Annotated in this window: 9 protein-coding genes and 1 pseudogene; 2 read left to right on the plus strand and 8 right to left on the minus strand. The window is 69.3% G+C overall.

Features of this window, described 5'->3' with window-relative positions:
- Nucleotides 1-673 precede the first annotated feature (673 nt).
- Both ACZ619_RS45110 and ACZ619_RS45115 read left to right on the plus strand, forming a co-directional pair.
- The gene (locus ACZ619_RS45110) at nt 674-880 is read left to right on the plus strand and encodes a hypothetical protein (protein WP_469611806.1); all 207 of its coding nucleotides are present in this window, start codon (nt 674-676) and stop codon (nt 878-880) included.
- Complete coding sequence (locus ACZ619_RS45115) at nt 877-1,575, plus strand: restriction endonuclease (RefSeq protein WP_469611807.1); 699 nt, start codon at nt 877-879, stop codon at nt 1,573-1,575. Before ACZ619_RS45110 ends, ACZ619_RS45115 begins: the two co-directional genes overlap by 4 nt.
- 650 nt (nt 1,576-2,225) lie before the next feature.
- On the opposite strand, the gene ACZ619_RS45120 is transcribed toward ACZ619_RS45115, so the two are convergent.
- The 8 genes and pseudogenes from ACZ619_RS45120 to ACZ619_RS45155 all read right to left on the minus strand — a co-directional run.
- Nucleotides 2,226-2,981 (minus strand): hypothetical protein, encoded by a 756-nt coding sequence (locus tag ACZ619_RS45120; RefSeq protein WP_469611808.1) that lies wholly within the window; start codon nt 2,979-2,981, stop codon nt 2,226-2,228.
- A 221-nt stretch (nt 2,982-3,202) separates the two neighbouring features.
- Nucleotides 3,203-4,210 (minus strand): hypothetical protein, encoded by a 1,008-nt coding sequence (locus ACZ619_RS45125; protein ID WP_469611809.1) that lies wholly within the window; start codon nt 4,208-4,210, stop codon nt 3,203-3,205.
- Nucleotides 4,211-4,383: 173 nt separating this feature from the next.
- Nucleotides 4,384-5,055 carry a hypothetical protein gene (locus ACZ619_RS45130; RefSeq protein WP_469611810.1) on the minus strand — a complete coding sequence of 224 codons (672 nt, stop codon included), beginning with the start codon at nt 5,053-5,055 and terminating at the stop codon, nt 4,384-4,386.
- Entirely contained in the window at nt 5,052-7,913 is a 2,862-nt protein-coding gene (locus ACZ619_RS45135) for an RNaseH domain-containing protein (RefSeq protein ID WP_469611811.1), read from the minus strand. The genes ACZ619_RS45130 and ACZ619_RS45135 overlap by 4 nt, the downstream gene beginning before the upstream one ends.
- The gene (locus tag ACZ619_RS45140) at nt 7,903-11,220 is read right to left on the minus strand and encodes a pPIWI_RE_Z domain-containing protein (protein WP_469611812.1); all 3,318 of its coding nucleotides are present in this window, start codon (nt 11,218-11,220) and stop codon (nt 7,903-7,905) included. Before ACZ619_RS45140 ends, ACZ619_RS45135 begins: the two co-directional genes overlap by 11 nt.
- Nucleotides 11,210-12,376: a pPIWI_RE_Y domain-containing protein gene (locus tag ACZ619_RS45145; RefSeq protein ID WP_469611813.1), complete on the minus strand. Its 1,167-nt coding sequence runs from the start codon at nt 12,374-12,376 to the stop codon at nt 11,210-11,212. Before ACZ619_RS45145 ends, ACZ619_RS45140 begins: the two co-directional genes overlap by 11 nt.
- Before the next feature lie 211 nt (nt 12,377-12,587).
- Nucleotides 12,588-15,887 (minus strand): tetratricopeptide repeat protein, encoded by a 3,300-nt coding sequence (locus tag ACZ619_RS45150; RefSeq protein WP_469611814.1) that lies wholly within the window; start codon nt 15,885-15,887, stop codon nt 12,588-12,590.
- Nucleotides 15,888-16,837: 950 nt separating this feature from the next.
- Nucleotides 16,838-16,937, minus strand: a pseudogene (locus ACZ619_RS45155) (IS481 family transposase); the annotation flags it as partial.

The following is a 16,937-nucleotide window of genomic DNA, read 5'->3' on the forward strand; positions in this document are numbered from 1 at the left end:
AACGCCGACCCGAGATCCTCGACGGCTTCATAGCCGAGACCGAACTCGGGCTGGAGCCCCCGTAGCCCTGTCACCCCACCCTTTCAACCTCAGCGTCACCATCGACTCCTGCTCGCACCCTGCATGACAGCGCTCCGGTCCCCTCCCAAGGACAGGCAGCCTGCCTACATGGGCTGAGGGACCTCACGCCACGACCGAGGCACACCCGCACCGCTCTTCCCCTCAGTCACGAGACCGGCCCGCTTCGCCGCCCCAGGGCGACAAAGGCTGGAAATGGCGGATTCTGACACCTCCCGCCTGCGCGGCCGGGTGTCACACCTCTGACACCCCGGCAGTCCACCCCAACCGCCGCCGACAGGACCGCCCTGGTCACGACTCCCCCTCCAGCTCCGCTCCCTGCGCACGCCCCGGTACAGCGCCCCCGGCGCTGCGCTGCAGCACGCACTCGCGAACGGCCCTGACAGAGCCCACCAGATGGCCCGAACTCATCCCGAATCAAAGGGTGTTGGAGGCACGGAGAAGATCCACTGTCAGTGCCGGACGACAGCATGAAGGCGACGCGGGCAACCCCACCCACCTGGAGGACCACATGCCGTTAGTCCGCCCCTACGTGCGCTCCGACGGAGCGCCGGTACGCGGACACTCCCGCTGGGCGCCAGGAGCGCGCCGGGAGATGACCATCTTCGCCGCCTTCGCCCTGGCCGCAATCGGCTTCGGCGCCACCTCGACCGAGCACGGCCCGGACACCGGGACTCCTCGGCCGACTGTGACGTACCCGATCCGTTTCGACCACGCCGACAGCGACACCGCGCGGACGGCCGCCCCCCAGCCGACAGTGTCCTACCCGATCGATCTGTCGGCCCTGGGAGCCGGGCGATGACCCGCCGCCGGCCCGCCCCGCGACGGACCACCCGGGGATCCCGCCGGCGCAGCCAGCCGGACACCGGGATCGCCGCCCTGGCCGCGGCCGCCATCGTGGCAGTCGCCCTTGCGATGGCCGTGGTCAACTGGCTGCTCGCACACTGGTGGGTCCTGCTCGTCCTGGCCGTCGCCGCCGTCCTGGCCGGTGTCGGCTGGTGGCAGCGCACCGTGCGCCGCATGCAGTGGGAGGACACGCGTGCTCGAGCGCTGCGCTACGGACTGACCCAGCTGGATGCCCTCTCCCATCTGCAGTTCGAACATGCCGTCCGCGACCTGATGCACAGGGACGGCTGCAGGGACGCCGTCCAGGTCGGAGGACAGGGCGATCTGGGGGCGGACGTGAAGGCGACCGATCCGCAGGGCCGGCGCTGGGTGATCCAGTGCAAACACCGGCGACACGGCGAACGAGGCGCAGCGGTAGGCACTCCGGAACTGCAGGTCCTCAACGGAACCGGGCGCCCCGTCCACAAAGCGGATGTCGTGGTGATGGTCACCAACGGCAGGATCACCCAGCCCGGCCGCACCTTTGCCCGACAGCAGCGGCTGCATCTCGTCGACCGTCACCTGCTCGGATCCTGGGCTGCCGGATCACGGCCACTGTGGGAACTCCTGGCCGCGCTTCCCGCGCCGCGAAAGCCCTCACAGCTCTCCTGAACAGGCGTCTGCGCTCGCGGGAGACAGGCGGCGTCCGGGCGCGAGGGCACTTCCTACATACAGGGTTGTCCAGGACGCCATGGGCACCCGCCGGTTGAGAAGGACTTCGTCCGCCATGGGTCAGTCCGCCGAAGAAGCCGACTGTGCCGTGGGTGTCGCGGCCGTAGGCGGACCGCAGCCAGGCGAGTGCCACGATCACTACAACAGCGTCTCCGGCGAGAATCGCGCCAGGGAACAGCTGCTCTGCGGTGGCCCGGCTGCACACCAGTTCCCCGGAGGTGAATGCATACAGGTAGGACGCGGTGGCCAGCCCGGCGAAGCAGGGCAGCAGGAGTCTTAAGCCACTCCGGAGTCCGGTAGTGGCCCGAACTGCACACCGCACTGTGCCAGATCACCGCTGCCGCGTACCAGGTCGATCTCCGCCGCATAGCCCCAGCGCCGCATAGCCCCAGCTCGGCTCGGCGAGCTCCCGACTGTCCTGCTGGAGGCCGCCGGCGAGAACCTCCGCGCCCCCAGCGGTTGTATGACGTGCTCCAAGAAAGCTGATCGGGCCGACGGCGCAGGACTCATCGGCCGACAGTTGGCCACCGAGGGGACGAAATCACCGCTTGGCACCGTGAAGGCGCCGGTCACATGACTGCCCCGCTCCCTTAGGCACGAGGGAGGCGTTCGAACTGGTCGTATTCGTGCTGGCCAGGTTGCCAGATGCCCTCGATCTGAGCCCCCACGATGTCGGCCTCGAAATCGATCTGCGACCCGACGTTCGCCATGCCCCGGTGACTGGCCACAAAGGCGTAGACCAATGCGTGGCTCGTGACGACGGCGACGGCGGGGTCCGAGACGTCGAGGAGGGCAACGACGATCGCCGGCCGCCCCAGCCTCTTCACGCGGGCGCTGTCGAGATGGTCCCAGGCGGTTGTCGCGTACTGCGCCTCACCGCCCCAGTTGCTGAGCTGGTGCCAAAACCCGTTGGGTTGGTCGTGGAGCGGCTGGGCGTTGCCTGCAAGGCATACCTTGCCGACGCGGTATTGCACGGATCTGTCGCCCGCTGTGAACACGCTGGAGTCGCGCAGCGCGGCGTGCTCGGCTCGGGTGATCACTTCGTTGGCGAGGGCCTTGTCCTGGCGATCCTCGACGAGGGACTTGGTCAGGACCTTCAGCCCTGACGTCTGTACGTTCTCGACCTCGTAGTCCAGCAACCGGGTTGCGTGGAATGAGCGCAACCAGCGGTCGGCGAGCAGGTCCCGCAGTTCGGTGTCGCGCCCGGCGAGGTCGACCTCGAAGGGAAGGTCTCCGCCGTCGGTTACGTGGTCGGGCACGGTCTCCGCCAGAGCTTGTATGTAGGCCTTCACATCCGCCGGCCAGCCGGCAGGGCGGTCTATCTCGACGATCTCGCCAATTCTCATGCCGTCATGAATAGCGCACGAGACCACCCCGGCCCGCCCCGCATGATCCCCGCAAGCCGGAACACCCCTGGCCTGGCTGTCACCCCGCTGGCAGACAGCACCTGTCACCGCCGGACGGGACCGTCACCCCACGCCGTGCAGCGAGCTCCCGCACCCGGAGCTTCGCCGTGTGCACGCCGCGCAGCAAGGACAACGCCCGTTCCCGACGCGCTGCCCGGACGTCAGACGGACACGTCGAATTGCTCTAGCCATCCGACGTCGCCCGCCCCGGCTGCGGCAACGACCCCGCACACCAGCCAGATCATCGCCGGCAGCAGATCCTCACCCAGGTCGTCTGCTACCTCTGACACCGTTACCTCGCCCGCGCCGGGAACCCCAATCATCCCCGACATCTTGGCCGCAGCTGCGCCAGCACGCTGACCGAGCGTCTCATCAACCCAGGCGGTAGCCGCTTTGGCCTGGCTCGGTGCCAGACCCGCCTCCCGCGCTCCGGCCAGCCAGCCTGCCAGCACCCCGAACGACAGCGCACCCGCCACACCTGCCGCTTCGTCGCCAGAGTGCTCGGCCAGCTGCTCGAGACCCACCACGATCCGTACCGCGATCCGCGGATCACGCCGTACCAGGATGGCCGCGACCACCTTACGCAGGCCCTCGGCCACGGACCGGTCGTCGGTATCGGCTGCTGCGTCCTCGGTCTCGTCCTCGGTGCAGGCCCGCCGGTAGGAGTGCACCGCATCCGAGAAGGCCTGGACTTCGGCGGCGGAAAAAGTGTGCCGGTTGTCCTCTGTGACCAGGTAGCCGCACGCGCGCCAGGCGTGGACGAAGGCAGCATCCACCCCGGCTTCCTCGGCGGCCTCCAGCATACGGACCATGAGGTGGTCGACGGACTCCTGTGTCATCGGCTGCGGCTCGTCGGCATCCGGATCGAAGAAGACCGGATCCTCCGGACCGGGAGGACGCCCGAACTTGTCCTCGAATGCGGCCCGTTGTGTCTCCATAGCGTTCTTCATCCGCGTGTCCAGTTCCGTGCCGGCCGTCCACGACACCTCGATGGACCCGTCCTGCCGACGACGGCGCTGGACAAACCGCGGATCCCCCTGACGCTGCGCCACCACCCGGGCGTGCTCCTCGGTGAACGCCTCCAGTGCCGCAGCACGCCGCTCCCGGGCCTCCCTGGTGCGTGCGTGAGCGTTGTCCCGCTGACGCTGCGCCTTTGATTTCCTTCCCACCAGCGGATCCCCTTCATCAACTCAGCCGCGACAACGTGAATGAGAACGACCCTAATGACTGTCCACCAGCCACACCCCGACAAAGACGCTATTCCGTATGCAAGTTGACAGACTTCACCAGCAGCTACGAGCGGTGTGCCGGCCCCGCAGCACCCGCCCGCTCCAGTGCCTTTTCAACCGCCGCCGCCCCGGGGAGGCCTGGAACGCGCGGTCAGGTAGAGCCGTCCGGCGGAAGTGAGGCGGTACTGCCAGGCGCTGGCGTCCTCGATGTAGCCGTGCCCGCCCGGGCCGAGCCTGAGGGCTGCCACGCGTCCGATGGCGACCTTCGCGAGAGTCTGCCCGGGGGCGGCCGCGACGGTTTCGAGAGCTGCCTGCAGCCAGTCCGCCAGCCGCGACGCATCAGCGGCCTGCTGGGCCAGCGCCGGTTGGAGCGCTCTTCCGGCGGCCCGGCCAGCGCGGGTGAGCCGGACCTGGGTATGCCAGATCGGGCCGGTGGGGCGGTCCTGCGCCACGCGCCTCAGCTCGATCAGCCCCCGGCGCTGCAAGGCAGCCAGCGTGGCGCCGGCGCCCGCGTCCAAGACATGCCGCTGGCCCAGCTGCTGCTGGACCACGGTGGCATCAGCCGCCGGGTGGTCGACACCGTAGGTGATCCACCGCCACTGCTCGGCCGGCTGCCGTTCCCGGACTGCGTGCCAGCGGCGGTTCTGCGTAATCTCGTTGTCCTGATCGATCGCGAACAGTACCTCCAGATAGGTCTTCTGACGCTCGTTCATTCCTTGCGGACGGCCGCCCGCCCCACCCGACTGCTCGCCGTTCGGCGCAGGCGGTACGGGCGGCGGCGTCACGATGATTCCGGCTGGTCGATCGATTCGAGCTGGTGGGAGGGCAGCAGCACGCTGCCGAGCCTGTAGGCCAGGTGCAGCTCGATCGGCAGCGTCACCGGATCCGCGAAGTGCGCGGCCGCGGTCCGCCGCTGATGCCCAAGGGCCGCCCATGCCGCAGCCGGGTCGTCACTCTGCTTGACCGCCACGAGGAGCTCCAGCAGCTGCGGATTCCACACGTCCTTGCACGTGTCGATCTTCGGCACGATCTCCCTGTCCCGGTTCCTGCCCTCGTGCCACTCCACCCTCGATCCGCCCGGGCTCCCGGGGCCCGCGGTCTTGGGCTTGTCGGCAGTGGAGAAGAACAACCGGTTGTTGCCACCGGCGGCCCACAGCCCGCCACCGACTCCCACCCGTTCCAGCGGGCCCTTCGCCCCGTAGGCGAAGTGCTGCGCGCTCTCGTCACGGACGTTGGTGCGCAGCCGGATGTGCCGCAGCCCCTTGTACCGTTCGGCTTCCAGAGGCCGGTCGGGGTGGAACGCGAGCCGGTCGGCGACCAGGTTCGGGTTGGTCAGTGCCGGGCACGCCGAGCGGATGTTCTGGGCCAGGGTGAACAGGGCGAGATCCCCGCCGTCGCAGGACTCGGTCACACAGTCGGCGAAGAAGTCCTGGATCTCTGTCTTCTCGAAGGTGCGGGTGCCGCTCCAGGCGGCCAGCTGGACGGAGGCCTCGTGGTAGGTCAGCCAGTCGCCGTGGGGCAGGCGGACCATGACGTGGGGCCGGTCGGGCACGCTCGCCACGGCCAGCGGCATGACGGCCCTGAAGCCACCGGTGCGGCGTACCACCCACAGCCCCAGGCAGGCCACGTCGGTCAGCGGATGCTCGGTTGTGCCCTGCCGGTCCGGATGCCGGATCAGGCCGCTCTGCCGGATCAGCAGGTCACCGATGGCCCTGCGGGCACGCTCGCGCTGGCTCTTCGCGCTCCTGTGCTCCTCCTGCACGCCCTCACCGTCGTCCTGGCCCTCACCGGGGCCAGCCTCGAGTGCGGCCGCGGCTGGCGGCAGCAGGTTCTGGGTGACCGCCCCGCAGCCGGCCGCACCGGCCCGCACCGGCATTTTGGGGTCGTGGTCGGCGGAGGTGAATCCGTCGGCGCCGCGCATCTCCACCAGGACGAAGCGGGACGTCACCCCGGGCGCGGGCTGGCCGAGCCGGCTGCGCACCTGCATCTGGCGGCCGGTGCCGGCGTCCTTGAGCCGGTCGTTGCGGCGCCTGAGTTTCTCGTTCACCTCGAGGTCGTCGGCGATCACACCCACGGGCTCCACCCGCACCAGTACTTCGAGCTCGGGCAGCGTGTACGTCTGCTGCCACGCCTGCACCTGACCAGGCTGATCCGCCGTGTCCAGTGGCAGGTCCAGGGCGAGAGCGAGCGCGCTGAGGGCTTCGTCGCGCATGGTGGCGGTGTCGCACCACAGCACGATCTCGATCCGGGGCCCGGCGGCCTCGGCGAGCGCGCTGCGGTCGATGCGCAGCAGTTCTTCCGCGGTCAGGCGTGTGCGGGCGGGGATCGGCACCCGCACATGGGGCTCGTCCACCGTCGCGAAGTCCTCCAGGGCAGGAACCAGCTGGCTGAAGATACGCCACTTGTCCTTGGCGGACACGCCGTCGCCGACCGCGTGCCCGGTGTTCTTTCCCAGGCCGGGCCGGTAGGGGACACCTGCGACGGGCTCGCTCGGCAGTCCGTCGTCGCCGGCTCCCGGTTCCAGGAAGTCCAGCGGTTCGCGGGCCAGCGCGGCCGGGTCGGGCAGGAACTCGAACGGGCCCAGCCGCTTCAGCGTGGGCACCAGGCCGTCCGCCCACCCCATGAAGCCCCCCTTCTTCCCGGCCGGCCCGGACTGCCAGGCCATGGAAGCCAGTCCGAACGGGCTGCTGGCATCCGCCCAGGGGGAGGGGGAGAACAGGTGCACGCCGATGGCCCGCTTCGGGTCGAACACGTTGTACCGGGCCCAGCGGCGCATCCCGACCCGCACGTGCAGCCGCGGCTGCGGCGTGTCTTCCAGGCTCCTGGTCTGTACCGACAGCCGCAGTGTGTAGGACCAGGGATAGCGCACCCCGCCCTTGCTCTCGTACACATACGGCGGCCAGGACACCAGCTCCGCTCCGTCCCGGACGGCGGTGCGCCGCCACCGGGTCGTGTGCACCGCCCGCACCATCACACCGTCCTGCGCGTCCGCGCCCCCGCCCGCCTCGCCCGTTCCGTCTATGGCGTCTTCCTGCCCGGCCGGACAGGTTCCTGCCGGTCCGGTCTCCGGATCACCGTGGACGACCTTCCACCCGGTCAGACACAGATGCGTGGCCAGCGCGTGCGGCACCAGGGTGTAGTCGGCGCCCTGCGGATCGCTGCCCGGCCCCAGGTCGAGGGTTTTGCGCGTGAACGCCAGGTCTTGCCCGCTGAAGGTGTCCAGGACGCCGGCCAGGACCGCGGTATTGATCACCGGCGGCCGCCCGCGGCCCTGCGCCAGGTCGTTGCGGTACTCCGCGGCCGCCATCAGCCCGCCCTTGACGAACTCCACCAGCAGCGCACGGTCCGGTTTCTTCTCGTCCGCGTTCGCCGACCACGCCAGCCACATCTCACCCCGCCGCGCGCGGGCGTCGTGGGTGAGGACCTGCGGCATCAACGCGGCGATCGCACTGTTGACCGCCCACAGGGGAATGGCCCGTTTCTCCTCCTCGACCTCGCCCTCCGCAGTGGCAGGCCTGAAGACGTGTTCACGCAGGGGCTGCGCCCACTTCGCGGGGAACTCGCACGTCCAGTACGTCGCCAGATCATGGCCGGCGAAGGACCGCAGGACGAGAGAGAGGGGCTGCAGGAAGTCATAGCGCACGATGCTGCTCCACGAGGGTGTGCAGGGACTGTCGAAGAGGCCGGTACAGCGGTCCGGCGATCGCCTCATCGGGCCCGTCCAGGGCTTCGTCGAGGGCGTCGAGCATGCCGACGAGCATGCTGTCGTCGTGCCGGGGGTCGAAGGCGGCGTCGCAGAAGTACACGCGGGCCGTGGCGCCGCCGCGCAGCATCCGGCCGATGATCTGATCCAGCGGGACGATGTTCGTCCAGTCCATGGCACGCCGCTGGGTCGAGCCGGGATCGGTCGCCGTGTACTGCAGCGTGCCCTCCAGCAGGTTGAGCCAGGTACGGCGGGCCAGTTCGCGGAACATCGCCGCCCGCTCGCCCAGCGTTGTGTCGGGGCCGGCCGAGGGCACCGACTGCCGGATCTCTTCCACCGCCCACCGGTTCATCGTCTGTACGTGGTAGCTGAGGTCCTCGGGGTGCAGGTGCGGGCGGACCAGGTAGAACGCCGCGCCCAGGGCTGCGACATGGTCGTCGTTGAGGATGTTGTGGCCGCGTTCGATGGCGAGCTGGGGCGCGATGAGGATCCATGCGTCCTTGTGCCGGGCCATCGCGTGCACCTTGCCGCGGGCGATGGTCTGCCTGCTCCAGTGATGGCTGCCGGACTCGTCGTCGGGCACCATCTGCAGGATCTGGTCGGCCCATTCGGGCCGGATCCTGATCAGGTGCTGCAGCACCGCTTCGGCCTCGCGATAGCTGCCCACCAAAAGCAGGACCCGCCGCCGCCCCTCGGGCAGTCCGTCACGGATCTCCTCCAGCAGGCTCATGCGCGGCCCGCGCAGACCCTGCTGGTGCTGGCACAGTCCCGCCAGCAGTTCCCGCAGCGCCTCCAGCCGCTCCTCGCCCTGCCTGCCCGACACCCGCACCGCGAACGAGGCCCCGCTGGAGGACACCATCCTGACCGGCAGATATCTGAGCATGATCCGCTCGTGCAGCGGCACCTTGTCGCCCGTGCGGGAGGCGAGGATGCCGGTCACGGGGACCTGCACGTCATACCGCGGCGAGTTCCCCGCCCAGCTGGTCGCCGACAGCAGCAGACACGCCGGCCCCGCCTCCTTCCCGCCCGCCGAACCCCCGTACAGGCGGGGCAGGTTGAGCAGCAGCCAGCGGCCGACCCCCGAACAGCGGAAGAACGACAGCGTCCCGATCTGCTCGGACTGGCCCTCGTGCTCCCGGTACTGGAAGCCCAGCAGGTTACCCATGGGGGAGTCCGGCACCAGTGGCAGGTACTCGGCTGGCGGACGGTGCACGAGGCTGGAGCCCATGGCCTCCAGCCCGGTCTCCATCTCCACCTCCCAGCAGGCCCGGGTCAGCAGCGCCAGCTTTTCGGCGAGCAGAGCGACGACCATGGTCACCTGGAACCGCACCGCCAGCCGTTCCAGCGCCTGCTCCCCGGCCAGGACGACGTCTTCCTGCTCGCGCAGCCACTCCACCAGGTCCTGCGTCACCAGCCCCGACGGCTGGTAGCCGCGTGCGGTCAGATCCCGCAGGAACGCAACCGACGCATCCGCTCCCCGGTAACGGCCGGCCGGGTTCTCCAGCCACGCCGAGAAGACAGCGCGCCAGCGCGCAAAGCATTCCTCGTCCGCGTCCCACAGTCCCGGCTGTTCCCCCTCAGGCGCGCTGTCCTGCCCCCGCGGACGCGGCCGGCGCGCGATCTCACCGGCCAGCCCCATCACCAGACGCCACTCGTTGAAGTAGCCCTGGCCGAGCCACTCCCGCACGTGAGCGTGCTCAGCCAGCAGATTCCGCAGATGGGTCACCAAAAGCCCGGCCGTACTGATGTCGACGGACCAGTCCCGCACCGGCTCGCTGAACAGATGCTGACCCCGGGTATGGCGCATGTGCCGCTCGAACAGCGGCCGCACCTCGTCCAGCCAGGCATCCTCACCCGGCCCGGCCAACGCCTGCGAGGGACTGAACGCCTGGTCCCACTGGATCTGCACCCGGTCGGCCTCGTCCACCACGAACGCGTCGCTGCGCTGCCACGCCAGCTCCAGATACCGCATGTCGTGCCGCGACAGCTGCTCGGGAACCCGGCAGTGCATCAGGCTGGCCGGCGTGGCCACCCACACCGTCGCCTCCACCAGCTCCCGCGCCGCCTCGTGCCGCCCGCACACCGGCAGCAGCGAACAGTCCACCGCCGCCTCCGGCCGCTGCTCTGCACTCCCGGTCTCCCACGGCCGCAGCCGGCGCACACACGGCGCGTCCTTGAGCGCCAGCGGCTCGGTCAGCTCCGCCAGCCCCTGCAGCACGCACTCGGTGGAGATCCACCTAAGCCGCAGATCCTCCAAAAGCACCAGACCCCGCGCGTGCACGTCCGCAGGCCGGTGCACCTGCTGCAGATGCCGGCCGCGGTTGGCCGCACCCAGGATCGGCGCCGCCCGCACCCCGTACCGGCACAGCGCGGTGACCATGTCGAGAACGGCCACGACATCCCCCAGAACCACCGTCAGCGTGTGCCGCCGGTGCGGCTCGGCACCCGCCCACACCGCCGCAACCGTGATCAGCGTGGTCTTGCCGACAGCCGGCATGCCCACCACATGCAACACATCCGCCAGCACCAGCGTCTTCGACTTCCGCAGCCGGCCATCGCCCTGACGCACCAGCAGATACAGATCATCGATCCGCCCCCGCCAGTTGTTGCGCAGCCCCAGCCGCGCATCCACCGCATCCATCAGATCGGCGGTCGCCGTCAGCGCCGACCAGCGCAACGTCACCTTCTTACGCTGCCGCCCCGCCCGGTGCCGCTGCGCCGGCACAGGCGTCATCCCCTCCGGGACCACCACACCGGCGTCCGCACGGCCCATGCGGTAGCGCACACCCTCCTCGGCCACCGACACCCGCAGCTCACGATGCTCTGGCAACGCCGCCAGAGCCTGCGCATACACCTGCTCCCGGTCCGACACCACCGCCAGCGACCCCCGCCGCTCCGCAGGCCGTGACGGGTCCTTCACGTCGAACATACGCAGCATCTCCGGCAGCGCCTGATACGACCGCAGAGCCCTGCCCCAGTCGCTGGGGCTCTTCAGCTCGCTCACCAGCCACCGCAGCGCCGCCGAACCGGCCACCGCCCGCTGTTCGCGAGTACGGAACTCGTAGCCGTTCATCAGCGCCCAGGCATCCCCGGCCGCCGCACCCCGGGCCCACAACTCAAGGGCGAACAGCCCGAGCTCCACCGACGCCACCAGCCGCACATCCACCCGGCCCAGCCCGTTGCTCCTGGCCGCCCGCTTCAGCTTCTGCCCGAGGTTCCTGTACCAGCCACTGCGGTCACGGGCCACAGACGACCTCCCCCATCGTGCCCAGATCGGGGCAGGACGCCACCAGATCCCTGTCGGAGACCACTTGGACCTGAGGCTGCGCCCGCAGCGCCTCGCTGCGCCGCGCGAGGATCTTCACGTAACTGCGGTTGGCATGCAGCCGGTCGTGCGGAACGACCAGAAACCCCCTGCGGTACGCGTGCGGATCACCCGCCCCCCACGCTGGGAACATCTTGATCCGCCGCGCCAGCAGATACGGGCTACGCCAGTCCTTCACATCCACCCCGACGCTGAAGCCATCGGGCCACACTGCCACCAGATCCAGCGCGTCCAGCTTGGGATACAGCACCACCCGGGCCCCCCGCGCCGCCAGCCGCCGCGCGAGATCCAGCTCCGGCCGGCCCGGCAGCGCCACGAACCGCACCAGCTCCGGCTCCAGCCGCCGCGCCCCCTGCGCCTCCGCCCAGACCGGCTCCGGCAGATCGGGTCGCCGCGTACACCGCCACACCCCGCACCGCACCCGGCCGCCCGCCCGCGGAGCGACCCACTGCCCGCAGCCGCCGCACACCGCCACCCGCCCCCCGAGCGTCACCTCCGCCGTGACCCGCCCGTAGGACTCCTCCATCCAGGTCGCCCATTGCGGCACGTCCAGCACCGCATTCTTCGCCGCCACGAACTCGTCCGGCCCCAGCACCGCGTGTTCCGTGACGAACAGACGCCACCGCGCATACAGCTCCGGCCGCCCGAGCTGGGCAGCCATTTTCTTGATCTCCTTGACCAGCGTGCCCTCGTGTACCTCGGACACCACGTCCTGGGCCAAAACCGCCCACTCCAGGCAGAACTCGCTCGGCTCGCCGCCGATCAGGAGCCGCTCCCCGTCCACCTGCGCGTCGGCATCGAACTCCAACGGCCAGGAGTCCACCGACCGTTCGGCGCACCACACACCTACCAGGTCCTGCACGCCCACGGGAGCGCTCCGGCCCGCCCGCACGCACAGGGCGGCCAGCCGGTCCAGTCCCAGCTGCAGACTGCGGTCATAGGGATGCTGAAGCCGCCGCACCCCCGTCCAGCCCTGCATGCCCACCAGTCCCGACGCCACCAGACTCAGGACCACTTCGCCAGCACGCACCGCACTGGCCCGCCCGGAATACACCGGGCCGATCTGTGTCAGACTCACCCGCACCACGCTAGAGGCCACCACTGACAGTCACCGGATAAACCGAGCAGTAACCCCAAGCGACCTGCCACGATGCGCCGCCGGCTTTCCGCAAGCGGTCCCCGACGCGGCAGCACCACCACACGGCCGTGCATCCGTTGCCGGACTGACGGCCTGCCGGACATACGCCGCGTGTTCCAGCTGCCACACATCGGTAAATCCCAGCCGCTCGTCAGGCGCCAGCCGCAGCCCCCGGGCCGCCGACCTGAGCACGCCAGAAGGCGAGATTGCCCTCGATGACAGGGAAGGTGGGGTCGTCGCTGTCCAGAACCTGCTCCGCGACGCAGAGCATCCGGGTCAGAACACGCACGGCCTCCTGTGGGCTGCCCGCGCGACCCTGCCACATCGCGAACTTGTCGAGAACCGTCAGGACAGCGATGTGCCCGGCGCCGAGGTGCCGCTCGACGTGCGCGATCAGCCCCCGGTACGTCTCGACAGCCGCGCGGGCATCTCCGGCAGCGGCATACCAGTCACCGAGCTCCTCGATCGCCTTCACGGTACTGAGGTGGCCGGGGCCCAGAACCTGTTCCAGGTCGGGCAGGAGCCTGCGAAGACCTGCGATGGCCGCGCGGGGATCTCCCGCTTCACCCCGCATCACCGCAAGGCTGCGACGCGCCTCGAGAACATTCGGATGATCCTCGGCCAGCACGTGCAGATGGTCCTCGATCAGAAGCTCCAGCACGCGCACGGCGTCCTGATGTCTTCCCGCCTCGCCCAGGCACAGCGCAAGGCTGTAACGGGACGTCAGGGTGTCGGGATGGCGAGAACCCAGGAGACGAGCCCGGTCCGCGGCGACTGCCTCAAGACCCTCAGCGGCTGCGGCGGGGTCCGTCCCGGCCTGAAGACGGGCGAGATTGTGGCGAGCAGCCAGCAGCTCAAGATCCTCGCTGTCGAAGACATCGCCCATGTCACGAATCAACGCCCGATAGCTCGCGATGGCCTGGCCCGCGTCACCTGATTCGGCCTGCCAGCGGGCCAGACTCTGCCGGGAAGTCAGCACGTGCGGATGCCGGTGCCCCAGTACCCGTGTCTGGTCCTGCACGAGCACCTCAAGCATCAGGACGGCCTGGGCGGCATCTCCTGTCTCACCGATCCACCGGGCAAGGTTGTGACGTGCCATCAGAGGCCCCTGGTGATCGCTGCCGAACTCCTCCTCCATGACAGGAACCAGGTCGCGGAGGGCCGCAGCAGCCTCCGCAGCATTGCCGGCCACGCCATTCCAGAAGGCAAGGTTGTGCAACGTCACGAGAACCGCCGTCCTCTCAGCCCCGGCACGCCGCCGCCCGGACAGCACGTCGGACAGAGCGGCGACCGCACCCGATGCGTCACCGGTATACCCGCGCACCACCGCCAGATCATGACTCACCGACAACGTCTTCAGCGCGCCGGCCCCGTACAGCCGCCGGTAGTCAGCCTCCACACTCTCCAGCGTCGTCACTGCCTGCGCGAGGTCTGCAGACTTGCTCTGCCAGCGGCCCAACATGTGCCGCGCGACCAGCGCGGAAGGGTGATCAGAGCCCAGGTACCGGGAAGCGAGCGGGGCCAGCGCTTTGAAATGGCTGCTCGCCCAGGCAGCACCACCGGACTCACCCGCGCTGTCGCCCAGCCGGAACAGAACCTGGTAGGCGCTCTCATCAAGCCACAGCACATGACTGTCCTGGTCGAGGTCGGCGAGCGAACTCGCACTGGCCCGTAGCCGCTGCGCAAGGTCCTCGCCGTCTTCGGGCACGGGCCAGATCTCAAGCAAAGCGTGTGCGGCCGCAGGCAGGACAGCGATGGCGCGCCGCTGCCAGGCCCCGCCCTCGCCCCCGGGCACGCGATACTCGCGTACTGCGCGCTGAATCAGCTGATGGACCCGCACAAACCACAGGGCATGACCGCCGCCGTGCACGACACGGTCGATCAGATGCAGACGGTCCAGCGTCGCCAACGCGAACTCGGCCTCCAGCTCATCGACATGCCGGCCCACCTCACTGCGCTCAGCCAGCCAGGCACAGGCCGCCTCGCTGACGAACAACTGCTCCGGAATCCCCGCGGTTCCGTCGAGAACGGCCGCCAGCTCCAGCATCGGCCTGGCCAGCTCGCCGGTGTGCTGGTCGGCCTGTTCGATGGAGATGTCCCACAACGCAGCCACCGAACTGCCGCCAGTTCCACCCCGCACAGCCGGCGTGAGCCGCTCAAGAGTCAGCCGGCGATCTGCAAGCAGACGCCGGTAACGAGCCACGCTGCAGGAGGTGTTGTAGTCCAGATATGCGGCGGCTCGGGACAGAGCCAGAGGAAGATGCCCCAGATCCTCGGCAAGCCCGGCCAGGTCCGCAACGAAATCGCTCCCGGCGTCCTCGGGCCGCTGCAGCGAGCTGCGCAGGCAGGCAAGCGACTCGGCAGGGGTGAAGACACCCACCGGTAGGAAGGCGTGTCCGCTCATCACCGCAAGCTCCCCTTCGCGGCTGCGCGTGGTCACGATGACCCTGCCGTCACCAGCGGTGTGCCGAGGCGGCCAAAGCCCCTCCAACGCACCGGGGGAGTGCACATCATCAAGAACGATCAGCCACCTGCGTTCCGTCGTCCGCAGCCAGTTGAGAAACTGGCGGGCGGACAACGCCGTGTCCCTACCACCAGGCGCCAGCGCCAGCATCCCGGCCGCCTGCGCGTAAGCACCAGCCACATCCGACGCACTGTGCGCCGTCACCCACAACAGCACGTCGACACCGCGCGCAGCATCGCCGACAGCCTCGTGGCAGTACCAAGCAGCCAACGACGTCTTGCCCGCCCCTCCCGTACCGGTGACCACCCGTCCCCTCACCGGATGGGCCGCGCCAGGCCCGGCGGCATGACCGTCCGCACGCCGCAAGGCGTCTGCCAATACCTCCTGGGACTCCCGCTCGACGAAGGCACTGCTGACATCCGGCACCAGCCCCAGGCGCAGCAGCCCGCCGTTCCCTGGCGCTTGCGCCTCCTGAGCCCCGGTCCACCGGAGGTAGTCGACGATCCCGTCGGCCAACCCGCCCTGCCCGGCCTCGGCGATGCGCTCCAGGACATACTCGGGGGCTTCCTGCAGCGCATAGCGCACCAGATCAGGATGGGCGGCGAACTTCTCGTCCAGCCAGTGGCGCCCCCGCCACGCTCGTACGAACGGGAACGTGATCCGCAGGCCGTCGAACCACTGCTGCTCGGTGGGGGTCGGGTCGATCGGTACGAGCAGATCCCAGTGGTCCGGCTGGTGGCGTGCCGCAGACACCAGCGACCGCTTCACCTGCTGGCGGCGCCCCGCGTCCATCCGGCCGGTGAACGACTTCACCTCATACAGCACGAGTTCGCCGTCATCCGTGTACTCGAACAAGTCCCGGCCGCCGTCCCCGCCCTTGCCGTCGACGGCCTGAGCCCGTTCCCGCAAGCGCAGCACCAGCAACGTCACCACGGACTCGGACAGTCCCGGACTCTCGGCCAGCTTCTCCCACGGCACCCTCACCACACCCCCACTCTACGAACCCCCTGTGACACCAGCGACGTTCTGGGGGCGAAGCGTGCAAAGAGGGCCGAGCCGCTTCGACGAACGCCATCACGGCGACCCCGTCCCCGACAGCCACTCCTCATGGCGTCACAGCCACCGGACTCGACTCGGCACAGAGAAGAGCACCCTTACCTGGCAGGGCGGTGCGACCGCACTGCACGCAATGACGGCCGCCTCCCGCCGCGCCGCTGCCCGCTCGGGACTCACTGGAGGCGCTCGGTGAGGGGAGGTATCGACTGAAAGACCGCCGACCTCGGCAGGACCGATTCCGACCGGCCGGCTATGCGTACCGTCCGGCCCTGCGCTACCGCAGCTGCCCTTGCCCCTGATCTCGACGAGATCATCCCCCACCACACCCCAACCCTGAGGGCCTACAGCGGAGGTCGTTGGCGTGTCATGGGCGAAGACCCGTCGTCTCAGTCGCTCGGCCGGAGCAAGACGACGGGCCCCTCTCAGACGCGGAGAGGTCTCCGAACCTTCCTAAACGCCAATGCCACGCAACCACAGGCACCGACGAACTGTTCAACGATGCTGCCATCAGCGGCGTTTAGTCCAGAACGTGTGAACTTATCCACGCCCCCAAGGTCTTGGATGAAGCATGTGACCAGTCCCACACTGCGAGGAGTCATCCTCGCGGGACTTTCCGCCGCAGTCCTTGGCCGGAGCACGGTGAAAGTCCCTCTCAGACAAGGGAGTTCTCATCATGCACCGTTCCCCCTTTTGGACCGGAGACCGTTACCGCCGGCCCCCCTGCAGCACGCCAGCTCCACGTCACCGCCGGATGATCGTCCTGGTGATCATCGTCCTGCTGGCGGTCGCAGCAGGCATCGCCGCGCCAGCCCCTGCCGCTGCGGCTAGCACCGCGGCCCTCCTCCAAGCCGGAGCCGCTCTGTGGATTGCCGTGCATCGCCCTAGCTGTATTGCCCTGTGAGGTTGGGGACGCGGCTGGCGGGTGGTTTGCCTGCGAGCGCGGTGTGTCCGCGGTGGTGATTGTAGGTGTGCAGCCAGTTG

It is taken from the genome of Streptomyces sp. NPDC104367 (assembly GCF_055583825.1).